We start from the raw sequence: 17,122 nt of genomic DNA, 5'->3' as shown, positions 1-17,122 counted from the left end.
GCGCGCCGGTGACGGTTCTGGTCGTCACGGGCACCGACACCGGGGTCGGCAAGACGGTGGCCACCGCCGCGCTGGCGTGCCACGCCCGTCAGGCCGGCCTCGACGTGGCGGTCTGCAAACCGGTCCAGACCGGCATCGACGCGGGCGACGACGACCTCGCCGAGGTGGCCCGGCTGTCTGGGGTGACCGAACTGGCCGGGTTCGGCCGCTATCCGCTGCCGCTGGCACCGGTGGCCGCCGCCGAGGCGGCCGGGATGCCGTTGCCCACCCGCGAGCAACTGCTGGCGCTCATCGGGGAGCTGGACCGCCCGCGGCGGCTGACACTGGTCGAGGGCGCCGGGGGACTGCTGGTCGAACTCGGCGAAAACGGTGTCACCGCACGCGATCTCGCCGTCGCGCTGGGCGCGGCGGTGCTGGTGGTGGTCGGCCCGTCACTGGGCACCCTCAACCACACCGCGCTGACCCTGGAATCCATTGTGGCGCAAAATCTTTCATGCGCGGGTCTGGTCATCGGCAGCTGGCCCCGGCGGCCCGGGGCGGTGGAGACGACGAACCGGCCCGCGCTGGCCCGGCTGGCCGCGGTGCGCGCCGTGCTGCCCGAAGGTGCGGCGGCGCTGGACGCCGCCGAATTCGCGGCCCTGTGCGCCCAAGCATTCGACCGCGACTGGGTCACCTCGCTGGTGGGCTGATGGTCCACTCCATCGAGCTGGTCTTCGACCGCGACACCGAGTCGGCGATCCGGAACATCTGGGAAGCGCTGGCCTCGGCCGGAATTCCCAGTCAGGCACCGGCCAGCCGGCCGCACGTGACGCTGGCCGTGGCTGAAGGCATCGCCGCCGACGTCGACGAGCTGCTGAGCCCGCTGAGCGAGCGGCTGCCACTGCGCTGCCTCATCGGTGCGCCGGTGTTATTCGGCCGCGCCACTGCGGTTTTCGCGCGGCTGGTGGTGCCCACCGGCGAGCTGTTGGCCCTGCATGCCCAGGTACACCGGGTGTGCGGGCCGCATCTGTCGCCCGGTCCGATGCCCAACAGCCTGCCCGGACAGTGGACCGCGCACGTCACGATGGCCCGGCGCGTCGGCGGCGCGCAACTCGGGCGGGCGCTGCGCATCGCGGGCCGGCCCGCCCAGATCGACGGCAGCTTCGCGGGTTTGCGCCGCTGGGACGGCAACACGAAGCTCGAGCATCCGATCGGCTAAGCGCCCGACGTCGCGAACTCCGGCGCGGTGGCCGCCTGCACCCTGGCGCGCCGCTCATCGATGGTGCGGCCCAGGTCTTGCAGCAGCAGCGGCTTGTCCATCACCAGCTCGACCAGGTGATCGCGATCGATCTCCAGCGCGGTGATTTCGTCGATGGCCTGCGCGTCGGCGAGGTTGGGTTGGCGGGTCAGGGCGGTCACACCCAGGAACGAGCCCTCGTCCAGTCCGCCGACCGCGACGACCGATCCGTCCGTGGCGGTCGCGGTCAACCGCACGCCGCCCTCGATCAGGAACGTCATCCCGGCCGGAACGCGACCGGCGTGCTCGACGATCTCGTTGGCCCCGTACCGAACGATTCTCGCGTGCGACACCAAGGCCTGCTGGTCCGGTTGGCTGAGCCGCAACGCCGGCGCCACCACCGTGCGCACCGCCTTCTCGATGCGCTCGGTCGTGGAGATGTCGTCCTCGGCGCCGTTCAGGTGCAGGCCCTCCCGCCGCGCCGCATACCACAGCCAGCGCAGAAACGCCGCTTGCGCGCCCGCGTCGTCCGCGGGCGACTTCAGCCCCACGGTGGCCTGATACTCCGCGCCCCCGGTCGGCGCCGCCGTTGCCACCGCGTTGGGCCTGCGCTGCGGCAACGCGTCGGCGACCCGCTCCAGCAGCGCGCACACCCGATCCGGCGGGTCGACCTCGGAAAAGGTTGTGGTGATTGCCAATTGGTGCCCTCCGGGCGGGCGGCTGAGATTGGTGAACGAGGTGGTAGCCAGCACCGAGTTCGGGGTGATCTGCAGCCCGCGGCCGGATTCGATGTGCACGGATCGCCAGTTCGCCTCCACGATCCGCCCGCGCGCCGTCGGGGTGTCCAGCCAGTCACCGATCCGGAACGGCTGCTCGAACAACATGAACAGGCCCGACACGATCTGGCCGACGGAGTTCTGCAGCATCAGGCCGATGACCACCGAGGTCACCCCCAGCGCGGTGAACAGGCCACCGACGCGCACGCCCCACACGTAGGAGAAGATGACCGCAAGTCCGACCCCGATCAGCACGAACCGGGTGACGTCGAGGAAGATGCCCGGGATCCGCTGGCGCCAGGAACCCTGCGGTGCGCCCTCGAAAACCGTTGCGTTGAGCCCGGACAACAGCAGCACCAGCACCACGAAGCCGAACACCGTCGCCAGCACCCGAACCGACGTGAACTGGGCCGGCATCCTGGCCACGTTCACCAGCAGCACCAGCAGCGCGCCCAGCGGGATGAGGTAGCTGCGCAACATCAGGACGGGCCGCGCCAGCGGACTCCTCTTGCGCACGAGGCTCTGGTGCCATTCGGTGAGGGCGATCAGCAGGAGCGGCAGCCCGAATACCACCCCGGCGGCCCAGTACAGCGATGGCGAGTCAAAGGTTTTCATGGCCCCTGCCCTTCCGAGAGCTTCCAGATCTGCTGCTCGTCGCCGCCGACGGTGATGGTGCCCGCCGGGGTGAATCGCCGGATGTCGTGCATCACCTCGTAGACCTTCGCGGTGACATAGATTCCCGATTGTGTTGTGCTGCTGCGTGTCTGATGGGCCAGGTTGACGGCCGCGCCCCACATGTCGTAGACGATGCTGGAGCGCCCGACCAGCCCGCTGATCACGTTGCCGGTGTTGATTCCGGCCCGCAGGGCCAGGTGGTAGCCGGTCTTGCTGTTGAAGCGCGCGATGATGTCCTGCATCTCCACGGCGAATTCGACCGTGCGGTGGACGCTGTCCAGCCGGGGAAAGTTCAGGCCGCAGCTGGCCAGGTAGCCGTTGTGCAGAGTGCGGATCGGCTCGATGCCAAGGGATTCCGCCGCCGAGTCGAGTTCGCGGATCAGCTCGTCGACGATGCCCACCAGTTCCCGGCCGGAGAGTTTGCCGGAGATGTCGTCGAGGCCGACGATGTCGGCGAAGATGACGGTGACGTCCTGGTGCTCCTGGGCGATGGTTTGTTCGCCATCGCGGTACCGCCGCGCCACCGGTTCGGGCATCAGCGAGGCGAGCAGCCGGTCGTTCTCCTTGCGCTGTTCGGTCAGCAGATCTTCCTTGATCTGCAGGTTGCGGCTCATGTCGTTGAAAGCGGCCATCAGCTCACCGATCTCATCGCGTGAGGTGACCGGGATCGCGACGTCGTAGTTGCCGGAGGCGATCTCGCGGGCCCCGGCCTGCAACCTGCGAATGGGCCGCACGAATATCTGGGCGACCAGCAGCGCGGCCACGCAGATGACGAAAACCATTGCCGTTGTGGTCAATATCAGTGTCTGGGTGAGCGACGCCACCCGCGCGTTGGCCTCCGAGGTTTCCCGGGTCGCCACGATCGACCAGTGCAGGTCGGAATTCGGCAGCGACAACGGGGCGTACGACGCGAGCTCGCGCCGGCCCAGATAACCCGTGTCGGTCACCGTTCCGGTCTCGCCGCGCTGCGCGGCGCGCACGGCCGGGGTGGCGACGGGCTGGACCAGCGTGGTGCCGCCCCACCTCATCGCGGTGTCGACGGTCTCGCGGCGAGCGCCGGCGGCCAGCGCCTCACGCCGGTATCGCTGCGCATCTTCCAGGAACAGCCGCGAATCGGAGCGCATCAGGTTGTCCGGGCCCGCCAGATAAGTCTCGGCGGTCTGGCCCATGCCCGCGGCCCGCCACTGCTTGTCGGCGGTCATGATCCGATTCACCTTCGCGATCGGCAGCGGCAGCGCCAGCACGCCGGCCGGCTTGCCCGGCGGGCCGATCGGCGCGACCAGCCACGCGATGGGCTGTCCCAGTTGAGGCTGATAGGGCTGAAAGTCGGTGATCCACACGAAGTTCACCGAGTTCGCGGCCATCGCCTTCTCGTAGGCGCCGCGCAGATTCGACTGGCGATACGGGCCGGTGAGCACGTTGGTACCCAGCGAGGCGCTTTTCCGCACGGTGTAGACCACGTTGCCGCGGGTGTCGAGCAACAGCGCGTCGCGGTACTCGAAGCGGGTGGCGATCTCGCGGAAGTAGTCGTTGAACCGGGCGTTGGCGGCCGACCAGGCGCTGCCGTCGCCGGCGTCGTCGGGCGCGGACCCATTCGAAGACCCGTGCGCCGCAACGGTGTAGTGCGCCTGCAGATAGCGCTGTGAGTTGTTGCTGGGCAGCACCGCATCCAGGGCCAGCTTGTTTCCGGTGTCGCGCTCCAACGGTTTGATCAGCCGCTCGTTGTAGAAGTCCACCAGCGCCCGCTGCTGCCCGGGGTCGACGGGCGCGTTGGCCAGCTGGTCGAAGCCGGCGGTGAAGGCCTGCACCGCGTCCGAGGCGGTGGACCCCCGGCTGTAGACCACCAGCGAATCCGAAAGGTCCGAGAACAGCGTCTCGATCGCGCGCTTCTGCGCCTCGCGCAGCTGCGTCATCCGCTCCGAAGCCGCCGGCAACAGCGCATTGCGGGCCGCGACGTACTCGACGGCCCCGATCACTCCCAGCGACGCCAGGCTGGACACCAGCAGCATCAGCATCACCTTGGACTGAATGCTGATCCAGGACAGCGCTCGCGGGCGACGCCTTTTCTTACGGGCCGGGTTCTGTTCGTCCGAGGGGACCGACTCGGTCGAACGCATCAACCGACCCGGTGTCGGGTCGACCCTCGACGCCACGGCGCCGCTTCTCGCGATGGCGTTAGGAAGCGCACGCCCCGACGCCTACCCCCCGAAGAGCAAATACAAACCGGTGAAGGTGTAGCCGACCATCACCAGCATCATCGTCAGCTGGCCGGTGAGCTGATGGCCGGCGGGCAGCAGCCGCAGGGCCTTGTCGTGGGCCGCGATCACCGCGACGATGTGCCCGGTGACCACGCAGGTCACCTTGACCGCGGCCAGCACCGGCGGGTGCATGGACAAGACGTAGGCCACGTGCAGGTGCGCCAGGCCGAGCAGATTCCACCCGCGGCCGAACGGGCCGGCCAGCGCGAACACCGCCTGCTGTCCGCGCTCCACCAGATAGGACAGGTAGTGCGCGAAGATGTAGCCGACGACGATCGGGATCAGTGAATGCGCCATCTCGCCGGGCAATTCGCGGCGCCGCTCCGCGGTGACCCCGCCGGTGGCGCGTGCCGCAAGTGAAAACGTTACTGCCACAACGCAAATGAAGACGATCAGTCCGACGGTGCGCAGTATCGACGACGCCAATGTCGGGGGAGCGCCGAATTCACGCGTGAGCTGATCGGAGAAGCCGCGCCACGTCGGCGACGACGAGAAACTGTCGAACGCCGTCGAGCCGAGCAGCACCGCCAGCAGCACCACGACGCCCGGCCGCACCGGCAGCGACGGCAGATGGTCGAGCGGGTTTCCGACGACGATCTTTCCGGTCTCCAGGTTGCGCCGAAAGGGCGAGAGGCGGGAGACGGCCACGCTGTACACGCCGAACGGGTCGGCGCGGGCCAGCCAGCGCTGCCCGCACAGCCACGCGCCGACCAGCATCAGCACGGCGTAGGCGGCGATCCACGTCATGACCCACGACAGTGACGCCGAGTTCGGGCTGGCCAGCTCCATCCAGACGAAGGCGAACAGGCCGAACGCGGCGGGCCGATAGCCCCAGCCCTCGGGGTAGGACAGCCGGGGCCGGCCGAGCCGCTCCGGGACGACGCGACGCAGCAGCAGATACACCGTGCGCATCGGGGAGATCACCCGCCACACCGGCCCGATGACCAGTGACAGCGCCACCAGCCCGACCCACAGCAGCACGTAGAACGCACCGAGCAGCGCGTTGGACTCCGATTCGGGACCCCACACCCCGGCGGCCACCGCCCACGCCGCAAACACCAGCGCCAGCGCGGCCGCCGACCACCGGGTCACCCGGGAGTCGACGAACGTCGTCACCGCCGTCGGCAGGGGTCGGCCCGGCTTCAGCGGATCGAACCGCGGCCGCCGCCACGCGAACGCCACCAGGGCGAACGTGAAGGTCAGCGCCCATGCCGCCCCGACCATCGCGTAGGCGTAGGGCACTGGAAGGTCACCCGACCCACCGAGGCCGTGCGCGAGCACCACCGCCGCGGCGGCGGAGCTCACGACTGCACTTGGATCGTTGCGATGGTGCGGTCCAGATGGTGCAGCTCCACCGCGACGTTGCCCGGAACGTCGACGGCGAATCCGAACGTCTGGTTGGGAGCGGCAGCGACCTGGAACTTGTGATCCGGGGTCGAATGCACGTGCAGCTCGTCGGTGGCGTCGCTGGTCACGTGCAGGGTGATCTGCTGGTGCACCTTGGCCTGCAGCGTGGCGTTGGTCGGGGTGACCTGCCCATTGGCGATCGTCACGTCGATCATCAGCGGTGCTGCCGGGGACTTACTGGTCGAACCGCCGCAGCCGACCAGGCCGCAGCCGACCAGGCCGCAGACCAGCGCCGCCTCCCACGCTGCGATGAGTGTGCCTCGAAGTGTCATGGGCTCACGCCGCCCGCGGGATCGGCCGCTTGTCCTCGACCGGTTCCGGCTCGGCGATGGAGTTGTTGAGCCGGCCGGCGCCCCAGGTCAACCCGGCGATCACCGTGAGCGTCAGGAACAGCACCACGATCCCGCCCGCGGTGAACAACCAGGCCGGCGCGCCCTGGTCGCGTTCGCGCTGCAGGATGGTGACTTCCAGGACGAACGGCCGCGTGCTCGACGGCAGCGCGGGGACCTCGGGGGCCGGAATGGCGGCGTCCGCCGGTTCCCAGATCGGCACGGCCGTCATTGTGCGGCCGTCCTGCACTCGCAGCAGGGTCTTCCAGTCCCCCCACACCGGAACCGGCTGGGTGGAGCGGTAGTGCCCGGGCCCGACCTTGGCGAGCCGGTCGATGACCAGGCCGCGGTCGTTATTCATGCGCCCCTGCCAGGACAGGATCGTCACCCAGTCCGGATGGTCGCTGACCATGTCGGCGGGTAGGAGTTGCACGTCGGCCGACACCATGCGCTGCCCCGGTGCACTGGGCAGATCGGTCAACGTGATGGCGGCGTTGTTCTTGCTCGGCACCAGGATGTGCAAGCCGTTGGCCACCGCGCCGCCGATCACCAAAACGGTCACCACGATTATCGAGATGCCGATGGCGCGCCCCGGCAGGCGCTGTCCGGTGAGCACCATGCCGAACATGGCGCCGCACATACCCATCAGGATCGCCACCGGCACCGCCGTCGCCAGCGCCTCGCCCCACATGCTGATCGGCCACGGGTAGTGGTACACCGCCGAGATCCACAGCGATTCCAGGAACAGCCCGATGGTGCCCACGCCCAGACCGGCGACGGCGCCAAATACGACGGGGCGCTTGAAAAGCGGGGTCAGCGCGACCAGCTCGACCACCAGAGCGGGGCCGAGGTAGAGCGGGAACCAGTTGATCGGGGCTCCGAGTACCGGCCCGACCAGCAGGGCGACCCCGCCACGCAGCGCGATGGCGAAGACGGCCGCGATCAGGGCCGCACCTCGCCCCATGGTGGTGCGGGCGGCGACCGCCGCCAGCGCCGCCGCGCCGGCGATCAGCATGGGCTGGAACACCAGGCGGAATTGTGGAACGCCGAAGTCGAACTCGATCTGATAGACCGACAAGCCGATGAACAACCCGCCGAAGGACAGGTAGCGCAGGAAGGTGATGAAGACGCCGTGGTAGACATCCTCGCCTTCGGCGGCCTCACCTTCGCGCTCCAGCATCAGCACCGCGAACAGCGAAAAGCAGGCGCCGCCGATCATCATCAAATGCGTTGGCCCCCAGAGGGTTACGTCTTGACCGAAGATGCGGTGCCAGATGTCGTCGAGCGGGAACCCGATCATCGCGTACAGCCCGCAACCGGCCATCAGCACGCCGCCGACGGGCGCGTGCCAGTTTTGCGTGATGCGCACCGCCGCCGGGCCGGGCTTGTCGAACGGCAGCACGACCGCCGTCATTCCGCCCAGGAAGATGCCGAACAATCCGATGATGATGAAGTAGTGCGCCGGATTGGCCAACGGCCCGGGGTCGCGACCGTTGCCGATGTGCCAGCTGACGTCCCAGATGAAACCGAACAGCGCGCAGATGATGGATGTGGTGAACACCAGAACCGGCAGGGCGACCCAACCCGGCCGGTGGAACTTTTCGCCGAGTTTGTCGGCGAGGCGCGTCAACCAATGAATGCGATGGGTGCGATGGGCATGGCCCAGCCATAGCAATAGCAGGGTGATCACCACCGCGGCGATCGATAGCCCGATCACCTGGTTCAGGCCCGCGCCACGCGCGGGTGCCTCAGCAACAATCACCAGTTCATTCGACCGCATCGTCGTGCCTCCCAACCGCGCCGGGCTGCCCCGGAGGATCCGATTCCGTCAACCGCTATTACTGCCAAGTAGGTACGTGATTGTTTGTTTAATGCCCCGATCCAGGGCTCGTCAATCACGCTCGTTGTCGGGCGTGTCGGGATGGGAAGTGTCGTTGCCGGCGCCCGTCGTGCTCCGGCCTTCCCGGCGGTCGCGCAGCGCGATGTACAAGACCACCCCGACGACGATCACCGCAGGCAGGAACGCCGGCGCCGCCAACAGCAGGTAGTGGTGGGCCAGGAATTCGACGTGCGGAGTCACCATGGTCGTATACCCATAGGTAGGTCGTGTACTTGGGCCGTTACCCTACTTTGAACACCTTTTCATTCACCGCTGCCATCACACGTGGCAGATGTGTCCCCACGCGCGGACACGAGAAAGAGGCAAGGGGAGTACCTGGTGACTCAAGCGGCAACTCGACCGACGGCCGAAACCGGCAACGACGAGGACATCCTGGCGGTGGCCCGGCAGCAGGTGCTGGACGACGGCCAGGGATTGAGCCGGGACCAGGTGCTGCGGGTGCTGCAACTGCCCGACGACCGGCTCGACGAGCTGCTGGCGCTGGCCCACGAGGTGCGGATGCGCTGGTGTGGTCCCGAGGTCGAGGTCGAGGGCATCATCAGCCTGAAGACCGGCGGCTGCCCGGAGGACTGTCACTTCTGCTCGCAGTCGGGGCTGTTCGCGTCGCCGGTGCGCAGCGCGCGGCTCGACATTCCCAGCCTGGTCGAGGCGGCCAAGCAGACCGCCAAGTCCGGGGCCACCGAATTCTGCATCGTGGCCGCCGTGCGCGGACCCGACGAGCGGCTGTTGGCCCAGGTCGCGGCCGGCATCGAGGCGATCCGCAACGAAGTCGAGATCAACATCGCGTGCTCGCTGGGGATGCTGACGGCCGAGCAGGTCGAGCAGCTCTCCGGGATGGGTGTGCACCGCTACAACCACAACCTGGAGACCGCCCGCTCGTTCTTCACCAACGTGGTGACCACCCACAGCTGGGAAGAGCGCTGGGAGACGCTGTCGATGGTCCGCGACGCCGGCATGGAGGTCTGCTGCGGCGGCATCCTCGGCATGGGCGAGACCCTGGAACAGCGCGCGGAATTCGCCGCCGAACTGGCCGAACTCGGCCCCGACGAGGTGCCGCTGAACTTCCTCAACCCGCGGCCCGGCACCCCGTTCGGCGACCTGGAGGTCATGCCGGCGAGCGAGGCGCTGAAGTCGGTGGCCGCCTTCCGCCTGGCGCTGCCCCGCACCATGCTGCGATTCGCCGGCGGGCGGGAGATCACGCTGGGCGACCTGGGTGCCAAGAAGGGCATCCTGGGCGGCATCAACGCCGTGATCGTCGGCAACTACCTGACCACGCTGGGCCGGCCCGCCGAATCCGACCTGGAATTGCTGGACGATCTGCAGATGCCCCTCAAGGGGCTCAACGCCAGCTTGTAGGCCGGCTTCGCGGCTAGGGTTGGAGACTTGTGGTTGGCGATTTGGGCGCTGCGGTCAGCGCCGGCGTCTACAACGTCTACACCGGGGAATTAGGGGGCACCTCAGTGCCGACAGCGGCTCAGTTGGGTCTCGAGCCTCCACGATTCTGCGCGGCGTGCGGTCGCCGGATGGTGGTGCAGGTTCGCCCCGATGGCTGGCGCGCGCGCTGCTCGAGGCACGGTGAGGTCGATTCCGGCGACCTGGAGACGCAGCGGTGACCGAGCCGGTCAAGACCGAGGCGCCTCTCGTCACCGTTTCACGGCGGGCCCGGGTGCGCGCGCTCCTGGTCGTTGCCCTGGGGTCGGCGGTCACCGGCGTGGTGATCGGCGGAGTGTGGGCGTGGATCGCCCCGCCGATTCGCGCCGTGGTGGCTCTCACCCGTTCGGGCGAGCGGGTCCATGACTATCTGGGCAACGAGTCCGAGCACTTCTTCGTGGCACCGGCCCTGCTGCTGGGGCTGCTGACCGTGCTGGCGGTGGTCGCCTCGGTCGGGGTGTGGCAGTGGCGCGAGCACCGCGGGCCGGCGATGGTCATCGCCCTGTCGGGCGGCATGGTGGCGGCCGCCGCGCTGGCCTCGGCGGTGGGGGCCGGGCTGGTCCGGCTGAGCTACGGCGCCCTGAACTTCGATGCGGTCCCGCTGACCAAGAGCCCGTCGGTCGCGTACGTCACGCAGGCGCCGCCGGTGTTCTTCTCGACCGGTCCGCTGCAGATCGCGGTGACCCTGGTGTGGCCGGCCGGCATCGCGGCCCTGGTCTACGCCGTGCGGGCGGCTGCGGACGCCCGTGACGACCTGGGTGCGCTTCCGGCGGAGCCTAGGTCTTCCGAAGCGCTGCCGGTGGGAGGCGGAGGTGCCGCGGAAGCCCCCGTGTCATAGCGGACGGCGGCCGATCTTACGGCCCGTGACGACCTTGCCCGCGATCCTGAGCAGCCGGGCCATGCCGACGTAGGTCATCGGGTTGAACATCGTCGGCCACGTGGTGCGGATCAGGTGCTCGGTCAGCGGGCGGCCTTCGAAGCGATCCGTCAGCCAGCGCAGGGCCATCGGCGCCGACAGCGGATGCAGCATCATGTGCTCGTTGAAGGCGTCGCGGTGATAGGTGACGTGCGCGCCGCCGGCCGAATACGCGTCGGCGAGCACGTCGATGTCGTGGACGTCGATCAGGTAGTCGTGCACGGCCTGCACGATCAGCACCGGGGGAGTCGGGACGGCGGCACCGAGCTTGATGTGGTCGAAGACGTAGGTGACTTCCGGGGTGGATAGGATCTGCTCGAGCGGCTGGTCGAGGTAGTCGCCCATGTTCTTGCCGGCCATCCGCACCACGGCTTCCACCGTCGTCATCTTCTCCAGCGAGTCGAGCAGGGCTCGGCCCTCCTCGTTGGTGTGCTCTCGGATCACCCGGTCCAGATCGGGATAGATGTGTGCGAGCGCGGCCACCACCAGCGCGGGAAGCCCCGACAGGAAGCTGCCGTTGAGCCTGCGGAAGGTGTTGCCCAGGTCGCCGACGGGTGAGCCCAGCACCGCGCCGACGATGTCCAGCTCGGGCGCGTATTCGGCGCACATCTCGGCGGCCCATGCGCTGGCCAGTCCGCCACCGGAGTACCCCCACAGCCCGACGGGGGCGGTGGAGGACAGGTTGAGGCGCTCCGAGTTGCGCGCGGCCCGGATGCCGTCCAGGACGCGGTAGCCGGGTTCATACGGCGCGCCCCACAGGCCGCGCAGGCCTTCGTGGTCGGGCACGGAGACGGCCCACCCCTCGGCCACCGCGGCGGCGATCAGGAAGAGCTCGAACTGGCCGATGGCGCCCAGCGCCTTCGCCCGGCGCCGCAGGGCGTAGGAGGGGAAGCAGCGCGACGAGACGGCGTCGATCGCGCACTGGTAAGACAGCAGCGGGCAGGACTGGCCCGGAGCGAGGTCGGCGGGGACGATCACCGTCGTGGCGGTGGCCTCCGGCTCGCCGTTCATGTCCATGGTCCGGTACAGCAGCTGGACGGCCTTGATGGGCTGCGGGACCAGGCCGAGGAACGCCAGCTCGACGTCGCGCGAGCGCAGCACGGTTCCGGGCTCGGCGTGCTGGAAGCCCAGCGGCGGCTGGTAGAACGGGTCGTCCGAGGGCAGCAGCGGACGCACCTTGTGCTGCAGTTCCTCGTGCGGCGGCCGGGCGATCCATTCCGCGCCCTGCGTGCCTACCAGGTTGCCGAGCTCAGCCATTGAGGCTCCCTTCGTGGCCACCCGGCATTCTCGCGTACGAACGGCAGGTAACCAAAACGTAATCGCCGCAGTGTGAGCGACTTCTCGTCACGCCGGCCAGGTCAGAACGCTACTGAATGTCGAATCGCCCGGCGTCGCCCGATGAGACCTTCCCGTCAGCCTAGCTTGGCAGCCCCGGCGGCCTGAGCGCGGCGAACTCGTCGGTGACCCGCAACGCCGCGTCGGTGAACCGGTACAGCGCGGCAGGACGTCCGCCGCTGCGCCCGGATTGTGCGATGGTGCCGGTGGCCCTGATGACGCCGCGCCGGGCCAGGACCCGCTGCAGGTTCGTCGCGTCCACCTGATAGCCCAGCGCGGCACCGTAGATATCACGCAGCGTGGAGAGCGCGAATTCCCTTGGCGCCAAGGCAAAGCCGATATTCGTGTAGGACAGCTTGGCGATCAGCCGGGTGCGGGCGTTGTCCACCATCTGACCATGGTCGAAGGCCATCGGCGGCAGGGAGTTCACCGGATGCCAGCGGGTGTCCGGCGGCAGCTCGGGGCTGGCGGGGGAGGGCACCAGGCCCAGGAATGTGGACGCGATCACGCGCGTGTCGGGCACCCGGTGCGGGTCGGAGAACACCGCAAGCTGTTCCAAGTGTGCCAGCTCTTTGAGGTCGACCTTCTCGGCTAACTGGCGCCGCACCGAGGTGATCATGTCCTCGTCGTTGCGCAGCTGCCCGCCCGGAAGCGACCACTTGCCCTGTTCCGGCTCCCGGGCGCGCTGCCATAACAGCACGTTCAACTGCGGTTTCGCCGTCCGGCATCCCTTCGTAACCTGTGGGGTCGCTTCGCGAACCTGGAACACGACCGCGAGCACTTCATGAGCGGTGCTACCATGGGCCATGTTTTCGATTATAAGTCGAAAACCTCCTGGGCTGAAAGGAGCCGCCATGACGGTTATCAATCGCATGGACACGCTCGCCGAAAGCATGATCGCCGACATCACCAATTCACCCGCCGGGTACGCCGGTGTGGCCGGTGATGAGCAATGGGCCGCCGAGGTTCGCCGCCTGGCCAAGCTGCGCGGCGCAACCGTATTGGCGCACAACTATCAACTGCCCGAGATCCAGGACGTCGCCGACCACGTGGGCGACTCACTGGCACTGTCGCGGATCGCCGCCGAGGCGCCCGAGGACACCATCGTGTTCTGCGGTGTGCACTTCATGGCCGAGACGGCCAAGATCCTGAGCCCGGACAAGACCGTGCTCATCCCGGACCAGCGCGCCGGCTGCTCGCTGGCCGATTCCATCACCGCCGACGACTTGCGGGCCTGGAAGGACGAACACCCCGGTGCGGTCGTCGTCTCCTACGTCAACACGACTGCGGCGGTCAAGGCGCTCACCGACATCTGCTGCACCTCGTCCAACGCGGTCGAGGTCGTCGAGTCCATCGACCCCGACCGTGAGGTGCTGTTCTGCCCGGATCAGTTCCTCGGCGCCCACGTCCGCCGGATGACGGGCCGCGAGAACCTGCACGTGTGGGCGGGCGAATGCCACGTGCACGCCGGGATCAACGGCGACGAACTGGGCGACCAGGCCCGCGCCAACCCCGATGCCGAGCTCTTCGTGCATCCCGAATGTGGTTGCGCCACTTCGGCCCTGTATCTCGCGGGCGAGGGCGCCTTCCCGCCGGACCGGGTGAAGATCCTGTCCACCGGCGGCATGCTGGAGGCCGCAAACCAGACCAACGCACGCAAGGTGCTGGTCGCCACCGAGGTCGGCATGCTGTATCAATTGCGCCGGGCCGCACCGCAAGTCGACTTCCGCGCGGTCAACGACCGCGCTTCCTGCAAGTTCATGAAGATGATCACCCCGGCCGCGCTGCTGCGCTGCCTCGTCGAGGGGGCCGACGAGGTCGATGTCGATCCCGACGTCGCCGCCGCCGGCCGGCGCAGCGTGCAGCGAATGATCGAAATCGGCCAGCCGGGCGGTGGCGAGTGACCGCCCGTCCCCAGTGGACGCACAGCGCCGACGTCGTCGTCGTCGGTACCGGCGTCGCGGGATTGGCCGCCGCGCTGGCCGCGCACCGCGCCGGGCGCAGCGTCGTCGTGCTGAGCAAGGCCGACCAGGCCCGCGGGGCGACCGCGACGCATTACGCGCAGGGCGGCATCGCGGTGGTGCTGCCCGACAATGACGATTCGGTGGAGGCCCACGTCGCCGACACGGTCGTCGCCGGCGCGGGCCTGTGCGACCCCGAGGCGGTCTACTCGATCGTCGCCGACGGGTATGCGGCCGTCGCTGAATTGGTCGGCGACGGAGCACGTTTCGACGAAGCCGCGCCGGGCAAGTGGGCGCTGACCCGCGAGGGTGGACACTCCCGCCGTCGCATCGTGCATGCCGGCGGCGACGCCACCGGCGCGGAGGTGCAGCGCGCCCTCGACCACGCCGCGCGCACCCTGGACATCCGCACCGGCCATGTGGCGCTGCGGGTTCTGCACGACGGGGCGGCCGTGACCGGCGTCCTGGTCGGCACCCCCGACGGATACGGAATCATCAGCGCGCCGTCGGTGATCCTGGCCTCCGGCGGCCTCGGGCATCTGTACGGCGCGACCACCAACCCCGAGGGCTCCACCGGCGACGGCATCGCCCTGGGCTTGTGGGCCGGCGTTGCGGTCAGCGATCTCGAGTTCATCCAGTTCCATCCCACGATGCTCTTCGCGCCCGATGCCGCCAGCGGGCGGCGCCCGCTGGTCACCGAGGCCATCCGCGGTGAGGGCGCGAAACTGATTGACCGGCAAGGTGATTCGGTGACAGCCGGTGTTCACCCGATGGGCGACCTGGCGCCCCGCGACGTCGTCGCCGCGGCCATCGACGCCCGGCTGAGGGCCACCGGCGATGCCTGCGTCTTCCTCGATGCACGCCACATCGGCGACTTCGCCAACCGGTTCCCGACGGTGACGGCCGCCTGCCGGGCCGCCGGCATCGATCCCGTCCGGCAACCCATTCCGGTTGTGCCCGGGGCGCATTACAGCTGCGGCGGCATCGTCACCGATGTCTACGGCCAAACCGAACTGCCCGGGTTGTTCGCCGCCGGCGAGGTGGCGCGCACCGGACTGCACGGCGCCAACCGGCTGGCGTCCAACAGCCTGCTGGAGGGTCTGGTGGTCGGCGGGCGGGCCGGCAAATCGGCGGCCGCGCACGCCGCGACGACCGGGCGGGTGCACGCGGTCGCGCCCGAGACGCTGGTGCACACCGCGCCCGAACGCGCCGAGCTGCAGCGCGCGATGAGCCGCGACGCGTCGGTGGTGCGCGATGCCGCCGGGCTGACCCGGCTGTCCACCCTGCTGTCGCAAGCACCGCCGCGTCCTGTGTCCGGCCGCCGCGACTTCGAGGATGTGGCGCTGGCCGTCGCCGCCCGCGTGGTCACGGCCGCGGCCCTGGCCCGCACCGAGAGCCGCGGTTGCCACCATCGCGAGGAATATCCGCGGACCGCGTCGGAGCTGGGGCGCAGCAACGTGCTGCGCCTGGCCGACGACCAGAGCGCGGTGCTGGTGGAGGCGTTGGCGGCGGTCGTATGACCACGATGTCGGACTGTGAACTGACCGCCGCGCGCGAAACCATCAAGCGCGGCCTGGTCGAGGACCTGCGCTACGGGCCCGACATCACCACCCTGGCGACGGTGCCCGCCGAGGCGGTCGCGACCGCGTCGATGGTGCCCCGCGAGCCGGGCGTGATCGCCGGCATCGACATCGCGTTGCTGGTGCTCGACGAGGTGCTCGACGCCCGCGGCTATGAGGTCGTCGACCGCGTCGAGGATGGGGCCCGCCTGGAGCCGGGCCAGCCGGTGCTGACGCTGCGCGCCGAGACCCGTGGCCTGCTGACCGCCGAGCGAACCATGCTGAATCTGATCTGCCACCTGTCCGGGATCGCCACCGCGACGGCGCACTGGGTCGACGCGGTGCACGGGACCAAGGCCCAGGTGCGCGATACCCGCAAAACCCTGCCCGGCCTTCGCGTCCTGCAGAAATACGCCGTCCGGGTCGGTGGCGGCGTCAACCACCGCCTGGGGCTCGGCGACGCGGCCCTGATCAAGGACAACCACGTGGTGGCCGCGGGATCGGTGGTCGAGGCGCTGCGGGCCGTGCGCGAGGCGGCGCCGGATCTGCCGTGCGAGGTGGAAGTGGATTCACTCGAGCAGCTGGACGAGGTGCTGCCCGAGAAGCCCGAGCTCATCCTGCTGGACAACTTCCCGGTGTGGCAGACGCAGATGGCCGTGCAGCGCCGCGACGCGCGGGCACCCGCGGTGCTGCTGGAGTCCTCGGGCGGGCTCAGCCTGGAGAACGCGGCCGCGTACGCCGCGACCGGGGTGGACTACCTGGCCGTCGGCGCGCTGACCCATTCGGTGCGGGTGCTCGACATCGGCCTCGATATGTAGGTGGCGATGGCCGTCGAGTGTGCCTCCCGGGCGCCACTTCTCGGCGTGTCGCCGCCACCAGCGCACCCTCCACGAGGGCCGTGACGTTTCGGGCGCCGGCCTCAGGCGATGTCGGCGACGAAAACCCCGATCCGGCGCAGCTGCACGCGCGCCATCCCCGGCAGGCCGCCCCCATCCGAGCCGGCGGGCAGGATCCGCGGGTTGATCAGGTGCAGCGACCGGTTGCGGCTCAACTCCACGTCCGCCTCACCGGCGGCCAACACGTTCTTCACCCAGTTCGTCTTGCCGTGGCCGAGGGCGATCGCCAGGGTGTTGCCCTTGCGATAGGTGGTCACGATGGTCTCGTAGGGCTTGCCGGAGGTGCGGCCGCGGTGCTTGATCGTCGCGGTTCCGGGCAGGTATCGCGCGATGGGCTTCAGCGCAGGGTTGATGTATTTGATCTGGAAGCGCTCAAACCAGGGCGGGAAGACCATCGGGATGCCCGGAGCATTGTTCGGGTGATCCTTCGCGGACATGGCGGCTCCCTGGGTCGGCTCTTCCT

At 69.0% G+C, this 17,122-nt stretch carries 17 protein-coding genes; 8 read left to right on the top strand and 9 right to left on the bottom strand.

Annotated elements, in window-relative coordinates:
* The first annotated feature begins 8 nt into the window (after nucleotides 1-8).
* Nucleotides 9-689, top strand: a complete 681-nt coding sequence (gene bioD / locus A5732_RS14130) for a dethiobiotin synthase (protein ID WP_076102516.1) — start codon at nucleotides 9-11, stop codon at nucleotides 687-689.
* Entirely contained in the window at nucleotides 689-1,198 is a 510-nt protein-coding gene (locus A5732_RS14125; protein WP_076055206.1) for a 2'-5' RNA ligase family protein, read from the top strand. The genes bioD and A5732_RS14125 overlap by 1 nt, the downstream gene beginning before the upstream one ends.
* Here the strand turns inward: A5732_RS14125 and A5732_RS14120 are convergent.
* From A5732_RS14120 to A5732_RS14095, 6 genes are all read right to left on the bottom strand, one after another.
* Complete coding sequence (locus A5732_RS14120; protein WP_076102515.1) at nucleotides 1,195-2,607, bottom strand: mechanosensitive ion channel domain-containing protein; 1,413 nt, start codon at nucleotides 2,605-2,607, stop codon at nucleotides 1,195-1,197. The two genes, A5732_RS14125 and A5732_RS14120, sit on opposite strands and share 4 nt — an antisense overlap.
* A complete protein-coding gene (locus A5732_RS14115) occupies nucleotides 2,604-4,784 on the bottom strand; it encodes an adenylate/guanylate cyclase domain-containing protein (RefSeq protein WP_076055202.1) in 2,181 nt (726 codons plus the stop codon). Before A5732_RS14115 ends, A5732_RS14120 begins: the two co-directional genes overlap by 4 nt.
* 81 nt (nucleotides 4,785-4,865) lie before the next feature.
* Nucleotides 4,866-6,230, bottom strand: coding sequence for a hypothetical protein (locus A5732_RS14110; protein WP_076102514.1), 1,365 nt, complete (start codon nucleotides 6,228-6,230; stop codon nucleotides 4,866-4,868).
* Nucleotides 6,227-6,604 (bottom strand): hypothetical protein, encoded by a 378-nt coding sequence (locus A5732_RS14105; protein ID WP_076102513.1) that lies wholly within the window; start codon nucleotides 6,602-6,604, stop codon nucleotides 6,227-6,229. Before A5732_RS14105 ends, A5732_RS14110 begins: the two co-directional genes overlap by 4 nt.
* A gap of 4 nt (nucleotides 6,605-6,608) precedes the next feature.
* Nucleotides 6,609-8,441: a hypothetical protein gene (locus tag A5732_RS14100; protein WP_076102559.1), complete on the bottom strand. Its 1,833-nt coding sequence runs from the start codon at nucleotides 8,439-8,441 to the stop codon at nucleotides 6,609-6,611.
* Between the two features lie 111 nt (nucleotides 8,442-8,552).
* A complete protein-coding gene (locus tag A5732_RS14095) occupies nucleotides 8,553-8,744 on the bottom strand; it encodes a hypothetical protein (RefSeq protein ID WP_076055196.1) in 192 nt (63 codons plus the stop codon).
* Between the two features lie 135 nt (nucleotides 8,745-8,879).
* Between A5732_RS14095 and bioB the strand changes: the two genes are divergently transcribed.
* From bioB to A5732_RS14080, 3 genes are read left to right on the top strand one after another with little or no spacing between them, the layout of a single operon-like run.
* A complete protein-coding gene (gene bioB / locus A5732_RS14090; RefSeq protein ID WP_076055194.1) occupies nucleotides 8,880-9,917 on the top strand; it encodes a biotin synthase BioB in 1,038 nt (345 codons plus the stop codon).
* A gap of 29 nt (nucleotides 9,918-9,946) precedes the next feature.
* On the top strand, nucleotides 9,947-10,174 hold the full coding sequence (locus A5732_RS14085) for a hypothetical protein (RefSeq protein ID WP_064883538.1): 228 nt from the start codon (nucleotides 9,947-9,949) through the stop codon (nucleotides 10,172-10,174).
* Nucleotides 10,171-10,830 carry a DUF2567 domain-containing protein gene (locus tag A5732_RS14080; RefSeq protein ID WP_076102512.1) on the top strand — a complete coding sequence of 220 codons (660 nt, stop codon included), beginning with the start codon at nucleotides 10,171-10,173 and terminating at the stop codon, nucleotides 10,828-10,830. Before A5732_RS14085 ends, A5732_RS14080 begins: the two co-directional genes overlap by 4 nt.
* Here the strand turns inward: A5732_RS14080 and A5732_RS14075 are convergent.
* Both A5732_RS14075 and A5732_RS14070 read right to left on the bottom strand, forming a co-directional pair.
* Nucleotides 10,825-12,165 (bottom strand): lipase family protein, encoded by a 1,341-nt coding sequence (locus A5732_RS14075; RefSeq protein ID WP_076102558.1) that lies wholly within the window; start codon nucleotides 12,163-12,165, stop codon nucleotides 10,825-10,827. The two genes, A5732_RS14080 and A5732_RS14075, sit on opposite strands and share 6 nt — an antisense overlap.
* 160 nt (nucleotides 12,166-12,325) lie before the next feature.
* Nucleotides 12,326-13,051, bottom strand: a complete 726-nt coding sequence (locus A5732_RS14070) for an NUDIX hydrolase (RefSeq protein WP_076102511.1) — start codon at nucleotides 13,049-13,051, stop codon at nucleotides 12,326-12,328.
* Nucleotides 13,052-13,097: 46 nt separating this feature from the next.
* Between A5732_RS14070 and nadA the strand changes: the two genes are divergently transcribed.
* Genes nadA through nadC form a run of 3 tightly spaced genes read left to right on the top strand, consistent with a single transcriptional unit; the run spans nucleotide 13,098 to nucleotide 16,581 of the window.
* Complete coding sequence (gene nadA / locus A5732_RS14065; protein ID WP_064952752.1) at nucleotides 13,098-14,147, top strand: quinolinate synthase NadA; 1,050 nt, start codon at nucleotides 13,098-13,100, stop codon at nucleotides 14,145-14,147.
* Nucleotides 14,144-15,724 carry an L-aspartate oxidase gene (locus A5732_RS14060; protein WP_076102510.1) on the top strand — a complete coding sequence of 527 codons (1,581 nt, stop codon included), beginning with the start codon at nucleotides 14,144-14,146 and terminating at the stop codon, nucleotides 15,722-15,724. Before nadA ends, A5732_RS14060 begins: the two co-directional genes overlap by 4 nt.
* A complete protein-coding gene (nadC, locus tag A5732_RS14055; RefSeq protein WP_076102509.1) occupies nucleotides 15,721-16,581 on the top strand; it encodes a carboxylating nicotinate-nucleotide diphosphorylase in 861 nt (286 codons plus the stop codon). The genes A5732_RS14060 and nadC overlap by 4 nt, the downstream gene beginning before the upstream one ends.
* 101 nt (nucleotides 16,582-16,682) lie before the next feature.
* Here nadC and A5732_RS14050 read toward each other — a convergent pair whose 3' ends face one another.
* Nucleotides 16,683-17,096, bottom strand: a complete 414-nt coding sequence (locus tag A5732_RS14050) for a nitroreductase family deazaflavin-dependent oxidoreductase (protein ID WP_064952749.1) — start codon at nucleotides 17,094-17,096, stop codon at nucleotides 16,683-16,685.
* Nucleotides 17,097-17,122 lie beyond the last annotated feature (26 nt).

The sequence above is a fragment of the Mycobacterium colombiense genome (assembly GCF_001953985.1).
GTDB classification, from domain to species: Bacteria; Actinomycetota; Actinomycetes; order Mycobacteriales; family Mycobacteriaceae; genus Mycobacterium; species Mycobacterium colombiense_B.
The sequence above is the reverse complement of the archived record's forward strand: the minus strand, read 5'-3'. Positions and strand labels throughout refer to the sequence as shown.